The 19,189-nt window shown below is 43.5% G+C and carries 19 protein-coding genes; 7 read left to right on the plus strand and 12 right to left on the minus strand.

What is annotated here, in order from left to right; translation table 11 throughout:
* Nucleotides 1-99 precede the first annotated feature (99 nt).
* Nucleotides 100-723, minus strand: a complete 624-nt coding sequence (locus tag FTU36_RS13095; protein WP_180110863.1) for a TetR/AcrR family transcriptional regulator — start codon at nt 721-723, stop codon at nt 100-102.
* 151 nt (nt 724-874) lie between these two features.
* On the opposite strand from FTU36_RS13095, the gene FTU36_RS13100 reads away from it, so the two are divergent.
* From FTU36_RS13100 to dnaJ, 4 genes are all read left to right on the plus strand, one after another.
* Nucleotides 875-1,981, plus strand: a complete 1,107-nt coding sequence (locus tag FTU36_RS13100) for an efflux RND transporter periplasmic adaptor subunit (protein WP_180118203.1) — start codon at nt 875-877, stop codon at nt 1,979-1,981.
* Complete coding sequence (locus tag FTU36_RS13105; protein WP_180118205.1) at nt 1,981-5,118, plus strand: efflux RND transporter permease subunit; 3,138 nt, start codon at nt 1,981-1,983, stop codon at nt 5,116-5,118. Before FTU36_RS13100 ends, FTU36_RS13105 begins: the two co-directional genes overlap by 1 nt.
* Before the next feature lie 133 nt (nt 5,119-5,251).
* Entirely contained in the window at nt 5,252-5,629 is a 378-nt protein-coding gene (locus FTU36_RS13110) for a hypothetical protein (protein WP_078194105.1), read from the plus strand.
* A 106-nt stretch (nt 5,630-5,735) separates the two neighbouring features.
* Entirely contained in the window at nt 5,736-6,854 is a 1,119-nt protein-coding gene (gene dnaJ / locus FTU36_RS13115; RefSeq protein WP_111885156.1) for a molecular chaperone DnaJ, read from the plus strand.
* Nucleotides 6,855-6,938: 84 nt separating this feature from the next.
* Here the strand turns inward: dnaJ and FTU36_RS13120 are convergent, their stop codons facing one another.
* A complete protein-coding gene (locus FTU36_RS13120) occupies nt 6,939-8,582 on the minus strand; it encodes a PglL family O-oligosaccharyltransferase (RefSeq protein ID WP_180118207.1) in 1,644 nt (547 codons plus the stop codon).
* Between the two features lie 198 nt (nt 8,583-8,780).
* Here FTU36_RS13120 and dapB point away from each other — a divergent pair, with 198 nt between their 5' ends.
* Nucleotides 8,781-9,602 carry a 4-hydroxy-tetrahydrodipicolinate reductase gene (dapB, locus tag FTU36_RS13125; RefSeq protein ID WP_078194102.1) on the plus strand — a complete coding sequence of 274 codons (822 nt, stop codon included), beginning with the start codon at nt 8,781-8,783 and terminating at the stop codon, nt 9,600-9,602.
* Between the two features lie 58 nt (nt 9,603-9,660).
* Entirely contained in the window at nt 9,661-10,305 is a 645-nt protein-coding gene (locus tag FTU36_RS13130) for an START domain-containing protein (protein ID WP_078191634.1), read from the plus strand.
* A 32-nt stretch (nt 10,306-10,337) separates the two neighbouring features.
* Here the strand turns inward: FTU36_RS13130 and FTU36_RS13135 are convergent, their stop codons facing one another.
* Nucleotides 10,338-10,766, minus strand: a complete 429-nt coding sequence (locus tag FTU36_RS13135; RefSeq protein WP_257222997.1) for a hypothetical protein — start codon at nt 10,764-10,766, stop codon at nt 10,338-10,340.
* Nucleotides 10,767-10,873: 107 nt separating this feature from the next.
* Here FTU36_RS13135 and FTU36_RS13140 point away from each other — a divergent pair, with 107 nt between their 5' ends.
* Nucleotides 10,874-12,298, plus strand: a complete 1,425-nt coding sequence (locus FTU36_RS13140; protein ID WP_180118209.1) for a PLP-dependent aminotransferase family protein — start codon at nt 10,874-10,876, stop codon at nt 12,296-12,298.
* Nucleotides 12,299-12,380: 82 nt separating this feature from the next.
* Here the strand turns inward: FTU36_RS13140 and FTU36_RS13145 are convergent, their stop codons facing one another.
* The 9 genes from FTU36_RS13145 to FTU36_RS13185 all read right to left on the minus strand — a co-directional run bounded on the left by FTU36_RS13145 (nt 12,381) and on the right by FTU36_RS13185 (nt 18,888).
* Complete coding sequence (locus tag FTU36_RS13145; protein WP_180118211.1) at nt 12,381-13,403, minus strand: NAD(P)-dependent alcohol dehydrogenase; 1,023 nt, start codon at nt 13,401-13,403, stop codon at nt 12,381-12,383.
* Nucleotides 13,404-13,427: 24 nt separating this feature from the next.
* The gene (locus tag FTU36_RS13150) at nt 13,428-13,997 is read right to left on the minus strand and encodes a DNA-3-methyladenine glycosylase I (RefSeq protein ID WP_180078956.1); all 570 of its coding nucleotides are present in this window, start codon (nt 13,995-13,997) and stop codon (nt 13,428-13,430) included.
* A 19-nt stretch (nt 13,998-14,016) separates the two neighbouring features.
* Nucleotides 14,017-14,262, minus strand: a complete 246-nt coding sequence (locus FTU36_RS13155) for a hypothetical protein (RefSeq protein ID WP_180003637.1) — start codon at nt 14,260-14,262, stop codon at nt 14,017-14,019.
* Nucleotides 14,263-14,277: 15 nt separating this feature from the next.
* A complete protein-coding gene (locus FTU36_RS13160; protein ID WP_168379469.1) occupies nt 14,278-14,805 on the minus strand; it encodes a M23 family metallopeptidase in 528 nt (175 codons plus the stop codon).
* Between the two features lie 67 nt (nt 14,806-14,872).
* The gene (gene mutY / locus FTU36_RS13165) at nt 14,873-15,919 is read right to left on the minus strand and encodes an A/G-specific adenine glycosylase (protein ID WP_180118213.1); all 1,047 of its coding nucleotides are present in this window, start codon (nt 15,917-15,919) and stop codon (nt 14,873-14,875) included.
* Between the two features lie 155 nt (nt 15,920-16,074).
* A complete protein-coding gene (locus FTU36_RS13170; protein ID WP_078191628.1) occupies nt 16,075-16,434 on the minus strand; it encodes an HIT family protein in 360 nt (119 codons plus the stop codon).
* Nucleotides 16,435-16,493: 59 nt separating this feature from the next.
* On the minus strand, nt 16,494-17,234 hold the full coding sequence (locus FTU36_RS13175) for a dienelactone hydrolase family protein (protein WP_180118215.1): 741 nt from the start codon (nt 17,232-17,234) through the stop codon (nt 16,494-16,496).
* 193 nt (nt 17,235-17,427) lie between these two features.
* Entirely contained in the window at nt 17,428-18,120 is a 693-nt protein-coding gene (locus FTU36_RS13180; RefSeq protein WP_180118217.1) for an FKBP-type peptidyl-prolyl cis-trans isomerase, read from the minus strand.
* Between the two features lie 54 nt (nt 18,121-18,174).
* On the minus strand, nt 18,175-18,888 hold the full coding sequence (locus FTU36_RS13185; protein ID WP_078191625.1) for an FKBP-type peptidyl-prolyl cis-trans isomerase: 714 nt from the start codon (nt 18,886-18,888) through the stop codon (nt 18,175-18,177).
* Nucleotides 18,889-19,189 lie beyond the last annotated feature (301 nt).

A 19,189-nucleotide genomic window follows, 5' to 3' on the forward strand; every position in this document is an offset into this window, starting at 1 on the left:
AAAGGGGGGTACAGACAAAAGTCGGATGACTTTTCTAGGTAAATGAGCAGTAGCTATGCCATTTGTTTCAGTTTAGCCTTGAAATATTTCAGAAAATGCTTAGCTCTGTGTGCCGAGTTGATATTTCAGCATAAAGATGTCGATGGCAGAGTGAATAATGGCCTGTCGCTCTGCTGTTTCAGGTACTGGGCGCATGCCCAATAAGACTTCTTGATGGCGTAGTCCCATCAGTAGCGACACAATCAGTTCAGTTTGTCGGGCAGGGTGATCCTGCTGAATGAAATTTAAAGCTGCTGCGTCTTGAAAAAAGTTTTCCCAGACTTGGCGCATTTTTAAATGTGAGGCACGGAAAAACTGTTCCACCAAGGGACTGTGTTCGGCAGCCAACTCCAAAAGTAATAAGTCCAGTTTAATGGCTTCTGGCAAATTCATGATGTTCAGCCCCAACTCACAAATTTCAACGAAAGCCTGCATAAAATGACTTTCGCTGTGCAGATGTCGCGGGCGAGTATTTAAAATATATTCACAGGTATCTTCAATTGCACTGGTAAATAAAGTGGCTTTGTCCTGAAAATGGTTATAGACCGTCAGTTTGGTGACTCCTGCATGTTGCGCAATCTGATTCATGCTGCAACCGTGATAGCCCATTTCTAAAAATAATTGTTTTGCAGACTCTAAAATCCGTTGTCGTTTTTCTAAGTCTTTTGGGCGGCCGACATTCATTTGCTGAAAAAATTCCAAAAAAGGCGAAAAGGTCATTGATTTAGGATAATTAATCTAATTAATGTACCGCATGGTTTATTAATTAAAAAATAACCAAATTAATTGAATAATATTCTGCCCTAAAAAAGACTTTTTATTAAGAGCGAACTTCATGAGTACGATTAAGATCACAGTTGTCAGCATGATTATCGTTTGCAGTGTGACCTTATGGGGATGCAGCAAGGATAAAGCCCAAACGGAACAGGAAGTGCCATTTGTGATGGTGACTCAGCCAGGCGCCACACATTTTGAACAAAAAAGTTATGCGGGTGATGTACAAGCACGCCAGCAAACAGCTTTAGCGTTTCGGGTTGGCGGTCAAATCACTGAGCGCTATGTCGATGTTGGAGACCAAGTCCGAGTCGGGCAAGTCTTGGCAAAATTAGACGTCAAAGATGCACAATTACAACTCAATGCTGCGCAAGCACAGCTTGAAAGCGCACGTTCCGCAGCGCAAATTGCTGAAGATGAATTAAAGCGCTTCAAGCAATTACTACCAGTCAATGCCGTGAGTCGCTCGCAGTACGATGCGGTAGAAAACCAATATAAAGCAGCGCAGTCGAATTTAAAACAAGCGCAATCCAATTATGATGTCAGTCGTAATCAAACCGGTTATAACCAATTAATCGCCAATAAAAATGGTGTGATTACTGAGCGTAATATTGAAATTGGCCAAGTGATTTCAGCCGGTCAGCCCGCCTATCAGTTGGCGATTGCCGGTGAACGTGAGGTGGTGATTGGGGTGCCGGAACAAGCTGTAACCGATATTAAAGCCGGGCAGGATGCCTGGGTCACTTTATGGTCTAAACCACAGGAAAAATTTGCTGCGTATGTGCGTGAAATTAGTCCTGCAGCCGATCAGTCTCGTACTTATAGTGTCAAAGTGGCATTACGTGAAGGCAATAGCGCCATTCAACTGGGGCAAAGTGCACGGGTATTTTTAACCAAAGCACAGCAGAATGTTTTGCATGTGCCGTTATCGAGTGTGTCTGCGAGTGGTCAGCAGGCGTATGTGATGGTGGTCAATGCAGATAATACGGTACGTAAAGTTCCAGTAACTTTAGGCGAATACGGACGTGACAGCGTGCCCGTACTTAGTGGTCTGCAAGCAGGGGATTTTGTGGTGGTTGGCGGCGTGCATTTGCTCCGCGAAAAACAAAAAATACAACCTGTTGATCGTGAAAATCGAGCGGTACACATTCAGGCAGGAGTTAAATAATGAATTTTAACTTGTCTGAGTGGGCACTAAAAAATAAAGGCTTAATCCTTTATTTTATGATTCTACTGGGCATCGTTGGGATATTTTCTTATTCCAAATTGTCGCAGAGTGAAGACCCGCCATTTACCTTTAAAGTCATGGTGATTCAAACCTATTGGCCTGGTGCAACAGCCAAAGAAGTATCAATGCAGGTCACCGATCGAATTGAAAAAGAACTGATGACCACGGGGCAGTATGAACGCATCATGGCGTATTCACGTCCGGGTGAATCCATGGTGACCTTTGTGGCCAAGGACAGTTTACGTTCGCAGCAAGTCCCCGATGTTTGGTACACCGTGCGTAAAAAGGTCAATGATATTCGCCATCAATTGCCATCTGGGGTGCAAGGTCCTTTCTTTAATGATGAGTTTGGTGACACCTTTGGTAATATCTATGTGCTGACCGGCAAAGACTTTGACTATGCCATCATGAAGGAATATGCCGACCGTTTACAGCTCCAGTTACAACGGGTCAAAGACGTTGCGAAAGTGGATTTAATTGGTCTACAAGATCAAAAAGTTTGGATTGAAATTTCCAACACCAAAGCCACACAAATGGGCATACCCGTGACGGCGATTCAACAAGCCTTGCAGCAGCAAAACACAGTTGCCAGTGCCGGCTTTTTTGAAACCAATTCAGACCGGATTCAAGTGCGTGTCAGCGGCAATTTACAAAACATTGATGAACTGCGTCAGATGCCCTTATTGGTGAATGGTCGAACGATTCAATTGGGTGATGTGGCTGATGTACATCGTGGCTTTAGTGATCCACCACAGCCGCGTATGCGTTTTATGGGCGAAAATGGTTTAGGCATTGCCGTGTCGATGCGTAAAGGTGGCGACATTCTGGCTTTGGGTAAAAACCTAGAAACAGAATTTGCCCGCTTGCAAAAAACTTTGCCCTTGGGTATGGAACTGAAAAAAGTTTCTGATCAGCCTGTAGCCGTGAAGCGCAGCGTCAATGAGTTTATGAAAGTCCTCGCTGAGGCGGTGATTATCGTCCTATTGGTGAGTTTCTTCTCCTTGGGTTTCCGTACGGGATTGGTTGTGGCTTTTTCCATTCCATTGGTCTTGGCCATGACCTTTGCAGGCATGCAGATGTTTGATGTCGGGTTGCACAAGATTTCTTTGGGGGCGTTAATTCTCGCACTCGGTTTATTGGTGGATGATGCGATTATTGCCGTCGAAATGATGGCGATCAAAATGGAGCAGGGCTATAGCCGGTTACAAGCCGCCGGACATGCATGGCGGACCACTGCATTTCCAATGCTGACAGGCACGCTAATTACGGCTGCAGGATTTTTGCCGATTGCCACAGCCGCATCGAGCACAGGCGAATATACCCGCTCGATTTTCCAAGTGGTCACTATTGCATTGGTGGTGTCATGGTTTGCAGCAGTACTGTTTGTTCCATATCTGGGGGATAAATTACTACCCGACTTCAACAAAGATTTGGTACAAAAAGCCCCATGGTATCAGCGCCTGTGGGCACGTTTGCGCAAACAACCTGAACCTCAGCCAATGGTGCATCATGCCGGCGAACATCATGATCCTTATCAGTCTCCGTTTTATCAACGTTTCCGTGGTTGGGTTGACACTTGTGTGACCTATCGTAAGACGGTGATTGCCGCGACGGTTGGCATCTTTGTGTTATCGATTTTAATGTTTAAAACTGTACCACAGCAGTTCTTCCCACCGTCAAACCGTGCTGAAATTTTAGTGGATTTAAAGCTCGAGGAAGGTGCATCTCTGAAAGCCACAGAAGCGGCCGTAAAAAAAGTCGAAGCGTTCTTGTCGAAAAAACAAGGCATTGATAATTTTGTGGCTTATGTGGGGACAGGTTCACCGCGGTTTTATTTACCTCTAGATCAACAGCTACCCCAAGCCAGTTTTGCTCAGTTTGTGGTATTGGCTTCATCTTTAGATGATCGCAATGAAATTCGTCAGTCATTAGCAGAAGAAATCCGTAAGCTTTTACCTGAAGTACGTACTCGCGTTTCACTTTTAGAAAATGGCCCACCTGTGGGTTATCCATTGCAGTTCCGCGTGTCGGGTGAAGATCTGAGCTTGGTTCGAGAGTGGGCACAACGGGTGTCTGCAAAAGTCAGTGAAAACCCGAACACCACCAATGTGCATTTGGATTGGGGTGAACCAAGCAAAGTCATTAAACTGGACATCGACCAAGATCGCGCACGTCAAATGGGGGTTTCCAGTCTAGATCTGTCCAATTTCCTGAATAGTTCAATCAGTGGCGCAGTGATTAATCAGTATCGTGAGAAACGAGAGCTGATTGAAATTCGGATGCGTGGTGATCAAGCGGAGCGATTGGATGTCGGTTCTCTCAGCAGTTTGGCTGTACCGACCAGCAATGGTGGTTCAGTGCCATTGGCGCAGATTGCGAAAATTGAGTATAGCTTTGAAGAAGGTTTGATTTGGCATCGTAACCGTTTACCGACCATTACTGTGCGCGCGGATATTCGCAGTAAATTGCAACCTGCAACGGTGGTGGGTGAGTTAAAAGATTCATTTGATCAGTTACGTGCAGAGATGCCGAATGGATATCTCCTCGAAGTAGGCGGTACTGTGGAAGAGTCAGTACGTGGTCAAACTTCTGTAAATGCGGGCATGCCATTATTCCTCGCAGTTGTCATGACTTTGTTGATGATTCAATTACGCAGCATGTCACGGGCGATGATCGTATTTTTAACTGCACCTTTGGGCATTATTGGCGTGGTGTTATTCCTGTTATTGTTCAATAAACCCTTTGGTTTTGTGGCAATGCTCGGCACGATTGCACTGTCAGGAATGATTATGCGCAATTCGCTGATTTTGATTGATCAGATTGAACAAGATATTCAGTCTGGGGAGTCGGCTTGGGATGCGATTATCAATGCGACGGTACGTCGTTGCCGTCCAATTGTGCTGACTGCATTGGCCGCTGTATTGGCGATGATTCCACTTTCTCGCAGTATTTTCTTCGGTCCAATGGCCGTGGCGATTATGGGTGGATTGATCGTGGCGACCCTGCTGACCTTGTTCTTTTTACCTGCGTTATATGCACAGTGGTTTAAAGTGAAAAAAACTCAGCAGAATCCTTAAAAGTGCCATAATATTGGGTGCGAAATATTGAATTTTTCTCTATAGTAGCACCTGATCTACAAAGACATTTTTAAAAAGTAAAACAACCACAAGTGCAGCGCGGCATATTGTGGTGTACGGGGTTGAATCACAGATGACAGCAGAGAGTTTAGCTAAGTATCGCCGTTATGTTGCGATTTCTTATGTCTTCATGTTTTTCGCTTTATTTACCCTGATTAGTGGTGTATTTGCCTACGGCTTTGCACGCAAAGTGACTCAAATCGATTCTGCAGAAGTTTGGCTCCAAGCCCAAGCGCTTTGGGTCATGCGCACCGTCGTGATTTATTCCATGATGGCCATTTTTGCCGCACTGTGGTTTATTCCTTTATTTTTCTATTATTGGGACACCTATCTTTGGGTGACTGCATGCACGGTAATTGGTGTGGTCTTTGCTGCGATTGCCTTTTTGTATTTATTAAATGCATGGATCCAAGGTCTATCCAAATTCGTTAAAAATAAGGCTGTTTTCTAAGTCGATTTATTTTTTTCCTGCCTACCCCTTGAAAAAATGGTTTGATTCCCCAATTTCAGACCACAGTTAAGTATTAAATTAAATTCCGTGAGGAGCATCGCCAGACATGGCTAAACGTGATTATTATGAGGTTTTAGGTGTATCTAAAACCGCAAGTGATGATGAAATTAAAAAAGCCTACCGTAAGTTGGCGATGAAGTATCACCCTGACCGTAATCCAGATAACCCAGAAGCTGAAGAAAAATTCAAAGAAGCTGCAGAAGCATATGAAGTTTTATCGGACAGCGAAAAACGTAGTATGTATGACCGTATGGGACATCAAGCTTTTGAAGGCGGCATGGGCGGCGGCGGTGGCTTCGGTGGCGGTTTTAGCGCAGAAGATATCTTTAGTCAGTTTGGTGACATATTCGGTGGCGCATTTGGCGGTGGTGGCCGTGGTGGTCAGCAACGTGCACGCCGTGGTTCAGACTTACGCTATGTTATGGAGCTTACCCTTGAGGAAGCTGTGAAGGGCGTGAAAAAAACCATTACCTTTACTGCGCCAGCGCCATGTGATGCCTGTGATGGTAAAGGATCTAAAAATCCGAATGACGTTGAAACCTGTAAAACCTGTCATGGTGCCGGTCAAGTGCGTATGCAACAGGGCTTCTTCTCTGTGCAGCAAACCTGTAGCACCTGTCGTGGTCAAGGTAAAATCATTAAGAACCCATGTAATAAATGTCATGGTTCAGGGGTTTCTGACCGTCAGCAAACTTTAGAGGTGACCATTCCTGCAGGTGTGGACAATGGCGACCGCGTACGTTTAAGTGGCAAAGGCGAGGCGATCCGTGATGGCCAAGCAGGCGACTTATATGTAGAAGTGGTGGTACGTGAACACGAAATCTTCCAACGTGATGGCGCTGACCTATATATGGATGTGCCTGTAAGCATTGCAGATGCTGCATTGGGTAAAGAAATTCAAATTCCGACACTCGATGGTCGTGTGAGCTTGAAAGTACCTGAAGGGACTCAAACTGGTAAATTGTTCCGCTTACGTGGTAAAGGTGTGAAGCCTGTACGTACCAGCATGACCGGTGACTTACTCTGCCGTATCGTGGTGGAAACGCCTGTGAACTTAACGGCTCGTCAACGTGAATTGTTGAAAGAGTTACAAGACACGATGGATGGCGATGACAATAAATCATCTCCGAAGAAAAAATCATTCTTCGACCGTTTGTTTGATTAATTGAAATGATTTGCTTGAGTTCGCTGTGATGTGAACTCAGGTATAAAAAAGCCTGCATAATTGCAGGCTTTTTTATTGAGCGTTTTAAGGTTTCGGCTGTGCTGTAGGCGGTAATAAACTCTCATAGCTCATGTCGAGCCTATAGATATTTTTAAGACGCTGTAGCTGATGACGTGCTTCAGCCTCACGACCATTAAATGCCAATAAACGTGCATATTTAATGATGTGGTATTTCGCTGGATAGCTGCGAACCAATTTTTCAGTATCCTGAATGGTTTGTTCAGAAACGATGGAATATGGATTTAAACGAATAATCGCTACCCGATGTCTAAATTCCGTGAGTAAATAGATCGGCGCATGGTTGGTGATTTTCTCCGGTGTTTTTTCATATTTTGATGCCTGACCCAGCTGAATCGCTGCATTGGCATAATCGCGATAAATCACCGTAATCAGCACGGCGCCAATCACGAAAACAATGCGGATAAACCACGGAGACAGACTCAATGTAGCCGTCTCTGGCTTCGCTGCTTGAAGAATGCCGATAATAAAACCCGCAGGCAGTAAGAAGTATGCGTAGTTTTGCGGAAACTCCAACATGGCATGAATAACGAAGACACCGACCATCAATAGGCCAATCACAGATAATGCAGACTTGGCTAACTTCTGTAATTGGATGCCCCAATAAGCGAAATAGGCCAAGAACGGCACACCAATAATGGCGCCATTCCACAATAAGAAATCCAAAATAAAGTTGTGTGAGCTACGAATCCATACAGGCCCTTGTACCGTGTCCGAGATCGAGACAAACGCGCTACTGGTTTGATGCCAACCATAGCCAAACCAAGGCTGTGCAGCTACGGCATGCGCCATTTGTTGCCAAATGGCTAAACGAGACATATCTCCACTAGCACGTTCGGCTACGTCACGACTTTCTTGAATATTCATGTCGGATATTTGGCTCATGATTTGACTTAATTTTGGCATCAATACAATCAGTGCCACAAAGCCCATAAACCAGGCCAAGCTGTAAAACCAGCGAAGACGGATATAATCTTTGTACTGTGCATAAGCCAAATAGACTAGGACACAGATACTTGCCACCCAAGAGGTGCGAGATTGGCTGAGCGCGACCCCAATTAAAATAGGAATTGCACAAGCGACCAAATAGCGGGTTTTAACTTTTTGCTGTTCATAAACATATAAGCAGGCTAACAAGGACATGAGCAGAAACGTGGCCATGTTATTTGGCTGAGCAAAGTTTGCAAATGGGCGCGTAGTTCCACTAATTTTCATCACAAAAGGAAGAAACGAGTCGAAATCTAACCACTGACATATTGCGATGAGTCCGGTCATGACCCCAGAAGCAACAAAGGTATAGCTTAGGTACAGGAAGGTTTTTTCGCGTTTTTCTGTACCTTGCGAGAGACTAAAACCTAGATTGATACACAGCCAGAAGCTGAACACAAACAGCATACAGAGTAAGGCAATACTAAAATAATACACCTGCCCAAAAGCCAGTTGGATGAAGGGAATCAGCGCTAAGAGCAACAGGGGCAAGGAAATTTTTGCCACCATGAGCTTTTCTTTAAAGAATGTTGCCGCTAAGGCAAACAGGGCAAAAAAGGTATAAAGCTCACCGGTATACGTGGCCCAAGGTCGGTAATGAATCGGAATCAGCCATGCCAGTGCAATACAGACTGCCGCACAAAGATACAATAGGGTTTTCATGAATATTCAAGATCAATAGAACGTGCCTATCATACCGTGAAAATACCCAAACTTGGTGAGGGAATAGTCAGCGTCTGTGGTAGAAGTTGATTTGCAAAAGTCCTTCGGAAAATGCAGGATTTTTTTGTTTGTAACTTAGCCTGCGCATGGAGTTTTGATATAGTAAGACCAATTTCGAATCAACATTAGGAAAATGTTATGTCAGCAGCTCCACGTATTGGTATCTTGGGCGCAGGCGGTCGTATGGGACGCATCTTAATTCAGGCGGTTCAGCAAGCTGGCTATCAATTGGCTGCTGCGGTAGAACGTCCTGAAAGTAGCTTGGTCGGTGCAGATGCCGGTGAACTTGCAGGGATTGGCGCGGTTGGCGTAAAGGTTGTTGGTAACCTTGCTGAAGTTTTAAAAGATTGTGATGTCGTGATCGACTTTACTGCTCCTGCAGCAACGGCACAGCATCTTAAACTTTGCCGTGAAGCAGGTGTTGCGATTGTCATTGGTACCACAGGTATGAATGATGAGCAAAAAGCTTATCTCGATGAAACAGCAACAGAAACTCCAGTGGTCTATGCAGCGAACTATTCTGTCGGTGTAAACGTTTCAATCAAACTTCTTGAATTGGCATCAAAAGTATTTGGCGATACTGTGGATATTGAAGTGATTGAAGCCCATCATCGTCATAAAGTTGATGCACCATCAGGTACAGCGCTAATGTGGGGCGAAGCCATTGCCGGTGCTTTAGGACGTGACTTAAAACAAGATGCTGTGTATTGCCGTGAAGGTCATACGGGTCCACGTGAACGTCAAACCATTGGCTTCCAAACGATTCGTGGTGGTGACATTGTCGGTGAACATACTGCGATGTTTATTGCGGATGGCGAACGTGTTGAAATTACCCATAAAGCGACTAACCGTATGAACTTTGCCTCTGGTGCAGTACGTGCAGCTGCATGGGTAGTTGGTCGTGAAGCACGTAAGTACGATATGAAAGATGTACTGGGTTTTAACGATATTGACGTATAAAAGCGCGTTAAAATCCGTTATAACAACAGCATAAAATTAAAATAAGACGATCAATGGAATGAAAAAAGTCATCTTTATGGCCTGTGCTGTCGCATTCACTGCGGCAGTACAAGCGAAAACTATGGATAATGCCAAACTCACGATTAATAAAAATAATATTAAGGTTTGGACCTACCAAAATGCTCAAAATCCTGTCTTTCAATACAAAGCTGAAACCAGTTTTGATGTGCCCATCGAAAAAGCGGTTTCCCTGATTTTAGATGTGGAAAATGCAGTGAATTGGGTCCCTTATATGGGCAGTGTCAAAGTCTTATCCCGCGATGACCAGAAAGGTGAATTCAGTTTATATATGGTGTTGGATTTTCCTTTTCCCTTAAAAGACCGTGATTTGGTGGTACAAGGCAAAATGCGTAAAGATGCACAGGGCATTATTAGCATCCAAAATAAAGCAGTTAAAAAAGGTTATCCGATCAATCCCAATTATGTACGCCTAACCGACTATGAGGGTGATTGGACCTTCCAGCGTTTAGGCAATCAAAAGGTCAAAGTGTCGACCTATGGCTACGCCAATCCGGAAGGTTCCATTCCGCTCAGTTTCGTGAATATGTTTGTGCAGCAACAGCCTTATCAAATGCTACAAAAAATGAAAGTGCAGTTGGGTAAAAGCAAAACTGCAACGGCATTTCCCGAAATTTTAAAATAAGCCTTAGCAATGATTCAGTTCAATATGAACGATCAATGACTTTGCATCTCAGGCAGGCGAAAAGCAGTCAACTGCTGCATGTGCTGTGCTTCTGGAAGTTCGATACTGAGTAAGGTCTGTTCTGGAAATTGATGCGGATGTAGCTTGATTTGAAATTGCCGCGCGGTCATTTGTTCACAGGCAAAGCGAAGTTTGGCTTGCTGCGGCATGATATTCATGCCGTTTTCAGATTTGGCTTTATAAATATATAGCTGCTGATGTAACCCGCCGCTAGTGATCGGTTGGATCTGCTCAAGTTCATATTGCGTCAGTTTTTGGGCACTCAAAAAACCTTGAATTAAAGATTTACAGATAAAATTTTGCTGGCTTTGAGCTTGAGTGTGCTGTTCGGGTTGGCACGCCATAAGCGTGAGTGTGCTGATGATGATTAGACCCGCTCGAAGCTGTGTGAAGTCATTCATTTAATTGTCCCCCTATCGTTATTTTTGAGATATCAACCTGATGCCATCAGCTTAAATCTGTTAACTTAATGGGTACAGATACAAGAATGATTAAAAAAAGGGTACAGATGGCTTTTCAATATCAGCAGCTTGCGCAGCAGTTGGCACAGAAAATTTATAGTGGTGAATTGGCCGCAGGGCAGCGTCTGTATGCGCTACGTCAATTTTCACAGCAGCATCAGATCAGTTTAAATACCGCGAAACGCTGCTATGAATTACTTGAAGTCAAAGGCCTCATTTATGTCAAAGAAAAGTCTGGTTATTTTGTACAATCCTCACAGAAAGCCCAGCAAATTGCCGTGCCGAATCATCCTGATTTTGATTCCCGACCTCGTGAAATTTCGAATTTAGAATTGCAAATTCAGATTCATGAAGCATCTGCAAATAGTCGCCTGATTCATTTGGGTTCAATTCAGTTGTCCCCCAATTTTGTTCCTGTTGAAGCAATCAGACGTTCAATCCAAAGGGCATTAAAGCATTGTAAACCAGAAGATTTTTTATATAACAATCGGCAAGGTCATCCACAATTGCGTGAAGCGTTGTCGGCACATTGGGCTGAAGATGGTTTTTACATGCCTAAGGATGATATTTACATCAGCAATGGTTGTATGCCTGCTTTGTCAGTGATGTTGCAAAATCTGAGTGCGGAAGGGGAGAGTGTCATTGTTCCGACGCCGAACTATAACGGGCAATTGCAATTATTGGCTTTATTGAAGCGGAAAATTGTTGAAATTCCTGCCAATACGGAAGGTTTTGATTTAGAGCGTTTAGAGCAGGCGATGCGGGATTCAGGCGCGAAAGTATGCTTATTGACTGCAAATTTTCAAAATCCTTTGGGTTTTTGTTTAAGTAATGAAGATAAGGAACGAATTGCACAACTGGCTGAAAAATATCAATGTTATGTGATTGAAGATGATATTTATGCTGAGTGTAGTTTCAATGCAAAGCGACCATTGCCTATCAAATATTGGGATCGGGCGGGCTATGTGATCTATTGTGCGTCGATTTCAAAATCTTTATCGCCTTCTTATCGGGTGGGGTGGTTTTGTCTTCCACCACATTTGCAACATTTGCGTCCCAAATTACTTTTGCAAAATGATTCGGTGAATACGCCTTTGCAGTTAGGGCTTGCAGATTTGATTTTTAGTCGTGCGTATCGCCAACATCTTGCTGAATTGCGTCCTAAATTAATGGTGCAAGTCGAGCAGTATCGTCAGTATATTTACGATGCTTTTCAAGGGGTTGATATCCGTCTAAATCGGCCACAAGGCAGTTATGCACTGTGGTTGCAGATGCCTGAACAAATAGACAGTTTGGCGTTGTATTACCATGCGCAAAAACATGGCATCAATATTGTGCCAGGTTTAATTTTTGGTGAGGACAATCGTTATAACAATTGTATTCGCCTAAATGCAGGGCATGAGTTGTCGACAGAAATTCAGCAGGCCATTTTATTGCTTGCAGATTGGGTGCGTAAGGAATACATAAACTGAAATACCGTCTAATTTTGATGAGTGTATAAAGGACACAAAAAAGCCTGCATGCAGCAGGCTTTTTGGGCTTAGATTTTTGCCGTTAAAAATCAGCTTTCAACACGATACGATAACGCACGTTTCCTGAATGCAAACGTTCAATCGCTTCATTCACCTGAGACATTGGATACATTTCAATTTGTGGAGCAATATTTTGACGTGCAGCGAATCGAAGTAATTCACGCAGTGCTGCAGGAGAGCCAGTTGATGAGCCTGTGACTGATTTAGCACCACTGATCAGCATACCTGCGGGGATTTGCATCGGCTCAAGTGCTAGGCCGAGCATGTGAACGCTTCCATTCGGTGCCAAAGTCGAAAGGTAGGCTTGCCAATCCAACGTCACATTGACCGTGCTTAAAATCAAATTAAACTTCCCACGCTGTGCTTTAATTGCAGCAAGATCACGACTATTCACCACATGGTCAGCTCCCATGGCTTTAAGTTCATCGGTTTTATCTAAGTTTGAACTGAACGCAGTAATTTCACAGCCCCAAGCTTTGAGCAGTTTAATCGCCATATGACCTAAACCACCAATGCCGATCACGGCAACATGGTGAATGGCCTGAATTTGGTGCTGTAAAATGGGATCAAATACCGTAATCCCGCCGCAGAGCAGAGGACCAGCACTGGTTGGATCAAGATCATCTGGAAGCGGAATAACCCATTGCCAGCCAGCACGGACTTTGTCGGCAAAGCCACCTGCATGACCGACGATTGTCGCTGTCTTGGTTCCAGTACATTGCACTTGGCGACCATCGATACACGAGTCACAGTGTTGACAACTTTCTGCTGTCCAGCCAATGCCTACACGTTGTCCGACTTTGAGTCCTTTTGCTTCGCTGCCGAGTTGGGTAATGGTTCCAATCACTTCATGCCCTGGGACCACAGGATATACCGAAGATTTCCAATCATTTTGGATAATAGAAATATCTGAGTGACAAAGACCGCAATACTCGACTTTGACTTCAACCTGATGGGCTTGTAATTCACCTGGATCAAATTGGTAGGGAACAAGGGCTTCACCACTGTTCATTGCTGCATAGGCGTGGATTGTATTGTCACTCATTATTCTATCCTTTATGTTTTGAGGTCATTCTGCGTGCGTGTATTTAAAGTCACAGTGATTTTCATGATCATTGACCATGCCGATAGCTTGCATCAGAGCATAGCAAGTCGTTGGGCCGACAAATTTAAAGCCATGCTTTTTTAATGCTTTGGACATGGCCTGACTTTGAGCGGTTTGTGCAGGGGCGCTACGATATTCAACTACATCATTATTGGCAATGTGACCTTCGACAAAACTCCAAAGAAATTCCACAGGATGAATCCCTTGGGCTTTTAACTGTTGCCATGCTTTTGCATTATCTCGAATGGCAGTGAGTTTGCCGATATGACGAATCAAACCTGAATCTTGTAATTTTTCTTGTAATTGAAGGTCACTCAACGCTGCGATTTCGGCAATGGGATATTGAAAAAAATGCTGCTGATAACAAGCCCGCTTTTTCAGCACAGTGATCCAAGACAGCCCCGCTTGTTGTCCTTCAAGACACAGCATTTCAAAGAGATGCTGCTCATCAAAACTAGGTTTAGCCCACTCAGTGTCGTGGTAGGCAATATATAAAGGATCTTCGGAGCACCAAGCACAGCGTTGTGTTGTCATGTTGAATGCTCCTTTTGAATTAAATTTTAAAAGCTGTCCATTGGTCGTTTTTATTGTCCCAATACAACAGTTCCGCTTGATCGAGATCGGCAAATTGAATCCATACATCTTTACCTGATTTGTCTGCGTAGCCGGTGCTGATGAGTAATGCTTCTTCAGTGATCTCCATGATCCAGCCCTGATAAGACTGTCCATTGAGGCTGATTTTTTGTTGATTACCAGATTCTGCAAATTCCACCAGACGATTGATCAACGCTTCTGACATGTATGTTTCCTAAAATTAACGTAAATACGGATAGGGGTTAACGGCATTGCGACCTTTACCACCCAAGTAAATGCCATAATGCAAATGTGGTGCAGTATGTCGAGCATTGCCAGTATTACCTACATAGCCAATGACATCACCTTTTTTGACATAGTCGCCGACATTTAAGCCACGTTTATGACCATCAAGATGCGCATAATAATGCCAAGAACCTGCGGGCCCCATAATCCATATCACTTTACCACCCAAATTGTTATTACGTAAGTCAGCAACTAAACCTTCTGTAGCACTGAGAACTTTTGTTCCACGTGGAACAATAATATCAATGCCTTCGTGGCTTCGTCCTTGGCTACGCGCTGCGCCCCAAGTATCCTTGAGCGCACTTCGTTTGACTTGATGAACAGGAACAGGCAATTGATTGGATAAACGCATGTTTTGTAATTTTTTCACTTCATGAGCAGGCAATGTACTGCCTGATGGTTTGGGTGGAGTCGACGTACAGGCGCTGAGTAAAAGCAAAATAAAACCAATACCGCCGAACAACCCTTTGCGAAGCTGAAAAAATCCTTGAGTCACATTTGTCCCTATTCAATTGATGAGCAGTTCAAAACTATGGCATAGAATGGCTTTCGAGTTCTAGCGTAGAAATGAGTTTTTTCATGGCGGTTGGAATACCGAGTGCAGTGGCTTGTATCGGGCTAAACCACTGTCCGTTGCATTCAATCGCTAAATGCTCTTTTTGATCGGCAGCAACAGTAAATACAGTAGCTTCTAAAAGCCAAGTGAAGTGGGTAAAACTATGCGATATTTGCACTTGAGTAGTGGTAGGCTTCAGTCCAAGCTGCTGAGTGTAGGATTGAAACTCATGGGGTTGATCAAAAATAGGTAAACACCACAGACCACCCCATAGACCGCTATTCGGACGTTGTATCCACAACCATTCTCCTGCAGATTGAATCAGCATGACTTGGGCCTCTCTCACTGGAACAGGCTTTTTAGGCTTTTTATAAGGTAATTCAGTCTCTAAACCCTGAGCATGTGCTTTGCAGTGCTGTTGCATGGGACAATATAAACAGAGTGTTTTTTTCGGCGTGCATACCGTTGCACCCAGATCCATAATCGCTTGGGTATAATCGTGGTTGCGTTCAATGGGGCAGAGCTCTGTCGCCAGTTGCCACATGGCCCGTTCATGTACAGGTTTCGATAAATCATCTTCAATAGCAAAGAATCGAGACAATACTCGCTTGACGTTGCCGTCCATAATCACGCCATATTGTCTTAAACCCAAAGACATCAGCGCACCTGCGGTAGACGGGCCGATGCCTGGTAGTTCCATCCACTGCTCAAGATTGATTGGAAAATGTCCCTGACGTGCAACAATACCCGCGGCTTTGTGTAAGTTCCGAGCCCGTGCATAGTAGCCTAAGCCAGCCCAATAGGGCGCCACATCATCCCAAGAGGCATGGCCTAAATCTTCAACAGTCGGAAATCGTTGAATAAATCGATCAAAATATTGTAGGACAGTTTTGACTTGGGTTTGTTGCAGCATAATTTCTGAAACCCACACTTTGTAAGGGTCATCCTTCACTTGCCACGGTAAGTCATGACGACCATGGACATCAAACCAGTCGAGAAGGGCATCAGAAAAGTTAAACATGCAATACAGTCAAAATTGAAAAAACCTGCCTAGTATACATCTTTCAATAGGCATTCTTTTTGTTCAAAACGAAAACTGTATATCAGGGGAAATGCAAAAATAGTGGCTATCAAAAAAGGAGCCGAAGCTCCTTAGTGAGTGTCAATTTTTAAATTTTAGCTTTTAAAGCCCCAGCGGGTATCAAGCGCCAATGTTTGGTTTTCATAACGTGGAATAATGTGAATATGCACATGTTCAGTGGCTTCGCCAAAAACTTGTCCATCATTAAACCCAATATGAAAACCAGTGGGTTGATAGCGTAAATTTAATTCATTACGCGCTTGTTCAAGTAAGGACATTAAACTTTTACGTTCTTTATCAGTAATTTCAAAAAATGAACCAACATGCCGTAGTGGGACAATGACAGCATGTCCTTTAGACAGTGTATGTGGTTCAGGAAGTACAACACCAAAATCATTTTTTGCAATAACGTCATATTCGTCAAAATTGCAATATGGACAATTGAGTTCTGTCATTGTGCTCTCCTCATTTTTATAAACCTTAGAATTAAATATTGGTATTGGCTCTTATGGCTTTAAGAACCAAGCTGGCGTGCTAACAAGGCATACATGGCCGCTAAGCTTTGCTGTTCTGCAGCAGCGTTATAAGCTAAATCTACGCCGTTGGCTTTGGCACGTTCATCCGCCATCGGGTTGCTAAAGCCATGTTTTGCACCTTCATAAATATTGATTTGATACTGCACTTGGGCAGCATCCATTTCATTTCTAAAGGTTGCAACATCATCTAAGCTCACCATCGAGTCGAGCGCACCATGTTGCACTAAAATCTCTGCTTGGACTTGTCCTGTTTGTGCAGGAGTCGCTGTAGCAAGTGTTGCATGGAAAGTCACCACGGCTTTTAATGCAGCACCTGAACGAGCTAAATCCAGCACGACTTTTCCACCATAGCAAAAGCCTATAGCTGCGAGTTTATCTGCATTTACTTCTTTTTGCTGTGCCAAAGTGTTTAATGCAGCAGACGCACGGGTCACAATGGTGTCGGCATGATCAAAAGTCTGCATCATCCATTCATAAGCTTGCTTGGCATCTGTGGTGACTTTTTTGTCACCATACATATCCAAAGCGAAAGCAGCATAGCCTTGTTCTGCCAATTCACGCGCACGTTGTTCGGTATATTCATTGCGTCCCCACCATTCAGGGGCAACTAATACACCTGCGATCGCAGTGTCTGACTCTGGTGCGGCAAAATAGCCAAAAAGTTGAGTTCCATCCGCTGCTGTATATTGAATTTCGCGCGTCTTAATTTTAACGGTCATGGTCAAATCCTTATGTGCGGCTACGCAGTTAATGAAGATTTAAAATAAAGGGAAATGAGTTTTTGTGAAATAAATATAAGATATCAATGTGAATTTTAAGTCAAATCAATCAAAAAAATTGTAAAAGAAAATAATGGAAAGAAGAAATATTGAGGAGCACCGAGATTTGTCGATGCTCCTAAAGAGAGTATTGTTATTTCGGGAGAACTTCAATGAGCTCTACATCAAAAATCAGCGTGCTATTTGGCTCAATGACGTCTGCTGAACCAATTTGACCATAGCCTAAATTTGCAGGAATGAAGAAGCGATATTTTGCACCTTCTTTCATCAACTGTAGACCTTCTGTCCAACCCTGAATGACTTGACTCACTTGGAACATCGCAGGTTGGTTACGTGCAATTGAACTATCAAAAACAGTGCCATCAATTAAGCGACCTTCATAGTGAACTTTCACTGTTGAATTGGCTTTGGGTGATTTACCTTTGCCGGCTTGAATGACTTGATACTGCAGGCCAGATTTCGTGACCAGAATGCTCGGTTTTTTGGCATTTTCAGCAAGGAAAGCTGCACCAATGGTGGCATTCGCATCCGCTTTTTGCTTCAGTTCAATCAGTTGTTTCGCTTCGGTTTGCTTTTTATATTGGGTTAAGGCACGGGTCATTTCTTCATCTGTTAATGACGAAGTTTGACCTTTAGATGCTGCCTTTAAACCTGCAACAAAAGCATCAATATCTAAGTCCTTAATGGATTCAGCATTACTGCGTCCCATTAAATAACCAAAACTATAACCGACTTGTTCTGCAGCACTACTTTTATTACTGACGTCTTTGGCAAATACAGTGCTTGAGCAGAGTGCCAAACACAACATACTGATCTGTAATTTCATGACCGAGTCTCAAAATAAAGCAGGAGAGCGAAAAGCTCTCCTGTACCGTTTTTATTATTTAACTTCAATGAGTTCTACATCAAAAATTAAAGTACTGTTCGGTGGAATCGTTCCTGGAACACCTTGAGCACCATAACCTAGGTTTGAGGGAATATATAAAGTAGCTTTGCCACCTTCCTTCATTAACTGCAGACCTTCAGTCCAACCCGGAATTACTTGGTTCAATGGGAATTCAATTGGCTCGCCGCGCTGTACTGAACTATCAAATACTGTGCCATCCACTAACTTACCTGTGTAGTGAACTTTAACAACTGATGTGGCTTGCGGTTGTTTACCTGTACCTTCTTTCGTTGTTAGGTACTGTAAACCAGAAGCAGTGGTTTTAACCCCCGCTTTGCTTTTGTTTTCCGTTAAGAAATTATCACTGCTACTTTGTGCTTGCTTATTGCTTTCAAGCTGCTTGTTTTGCATTTCTTGCTGGAACTCAGCATATGCTTTTTGTAATTCTTCTTCAGTATATGCAGGTTTTGCACGAGCATGGCCTGCACGAACGCCAGTGACAAAGCTATCAATATCTAATTCTGGAGGCGTTTGATGGGCAACTTCATAACCAAGGGCATAACTGATTTTAGCGACAGCAGAAGCATTTGCAGCTGGTTGAGTTGATGTTGCTGATTGCGTAGCAGGTGTTTTAGTTGCATAGTAAACAGGAACAAGTGCGGCACCGCCGAGTAATACAGCGACAGCGATAGGTAGGGCCTTACTCATATATTTTCCCACAATTATTTTATATGTAAAAAGTTGCTGAAATTCTAGCAGACTTTTCCTGTTCAGCGCTTACCTATCTCTATGATCAGGTAAGGTGCAGGAAAGATCATCATAGTCATGTTCTTATTTTTATACTATAACGGTATGAATATATAAAACATTTTTTATACAGAATGATGTGTGCTTAAAAAACAGGAGGGTTTAACTTGGTAAACTATACATACTCATTAGGAGTTTACCATGAGCAAGAAACAGAAGACTTACACCGCAGAATTTAAAGCTGAAGCCATAAAAGCCATTG

The organism is Acinetobacter sp. YH12096, assembly GCF_013419215.1.
GTDB lineage: Bacteria > Pseudomonadota > Gammaproteobacteria > Pseudomonadales > Moraxellaceae > Acinetobacter > Acinetobacter amyesii.

Excerpts from the sequence above, each read along its gene's own strand:
- FTU36_RS13095 (WP_180110863.1), bottom strand. The coding sequence starts at position 723 with ATGAATGTCGGCCGCCCAAAAGACTTAGAAAAACGACAACGGATTTTA.
- FTU36_RS13100 (WP_180118203.1), top strand. The coding sequence starts at position 875 with ATGAGTACGATTAAGATCACAGTTGTCAGCATGATTATCGTTTGCAGT.
- FTU36_RS13105 (WP_180118205.1), top strand. The coding sequence starts at position 1,981 with ATGAATTTTAACTTGTCTGAGTGGGCACTAAAAAATAAAGGCTTAATC.
- FTU36_RS13110 (WP_078194105.1), top strand. The coding sequence starts at position 5,252 with ATGACAGCAGAGAGTTTAGCTAAGTATCGCCGTTATGTTGCGATTTCT.
- dnaJ (WP_111885156.1), top strand. The coding sequence starts at position 5,736 with ATGGCTAAACGTGATTATTATGAGGTTTTAGGTGTATCTAAAACCGCA.
- FTU36_RS13120 (WP_180118207.1), bottom strand. The coding sequence starts at position 8,582 with ATGAAAACCCTATTGTATCTTTGTGCGGCAGTCTGTATTGCACTGGCA.
- dapB (WP_078194102.1), top strand. The coding sequence starts at position 8,781 with ATGTCAGCAGCTCCACGTATTGGTATCTTGGGCGCAGGCGGTCGTATG.
- FTU36_RS13130 (WP_078191634.1), top strand. The coding sequence starts at position 9,661 with ATGAAAAAAGTCATCTTTATGGCCTGTGCTGTCGCATTCACTGCGGCA.
- FTU36_RS13135 (WP_257222997.1), bottom strand. The coding sequence starts at position 10,766 with ATGAATGACTTCACACAGCTTCGAGCGGGTCTAATCATCATCAGCACA.
- FTU36_RS13140 (WP_180118209.1), top strand. The coding sequence starts at position 10,874 with ATGGCTTTTCAATATCAGCAGCTTGCGCAGCAGTTGGCACAGAAAATT.
- FTU36_RS13145 (WP_180118211.1), bottom strand. The coding sequence starts at position 13,403 with ATGAGTGACAATACAATCCACGCCTATGCAGCAATGAACAGTGGTGAA.
- FTU36_RS13150 (WP_180078956.1), bottom strand. The coding sequence starts at position 13,997 with ATGACAACACAACGCTGTGCTTGGTGCTCCGAAGATCCTTTATATATT.
- FTU36_RS13155 (WP_180003637.1), bottom strand. The coding sequence starts at position 14,262 with ATGTCAGAAGCGTTGATCAATCGTCTGGTGGAATTTGCAGAATCTGGT.
- mutY (WP_180118213.1), bottom strand. The coding sequence starts at position 15,919 with ATGTTTAACTTTTCTGATGCCCTTCTCGACTGGTTTGATGTCCATGGT.
- FTU36_RS13170 (WP_078191628.1), bottom strand. The coding sequence starts at position 16,434 with ATGACAGAACTCAATTGTCCATATTGCAATTTTGACGAATATGACGTT.
- FTU36_RS13175 (WP_180118215.1), bottom strand. The coding sequence starts at position 17,234 with ATGACCGTTAAAATTAAGACGCGCGAAATTCAATATACAGCAGCGGAT.
- FTU36_RS13180 (WP_180118217.1), bottom strand. The coding sequence starts at position 18,120 with ATGAAATTACAGATCAGTATGTTGTGTTTGGCACTCTGCTCAAGCACT.
- FTU36_RS13185 (WP_078191625.1), bottom strand. The coding sequence starts at position 18,888 with ATGAGTAAGGCCCTACCTATCGCTGTCGCTGTATTACTCGGCGGTGCC.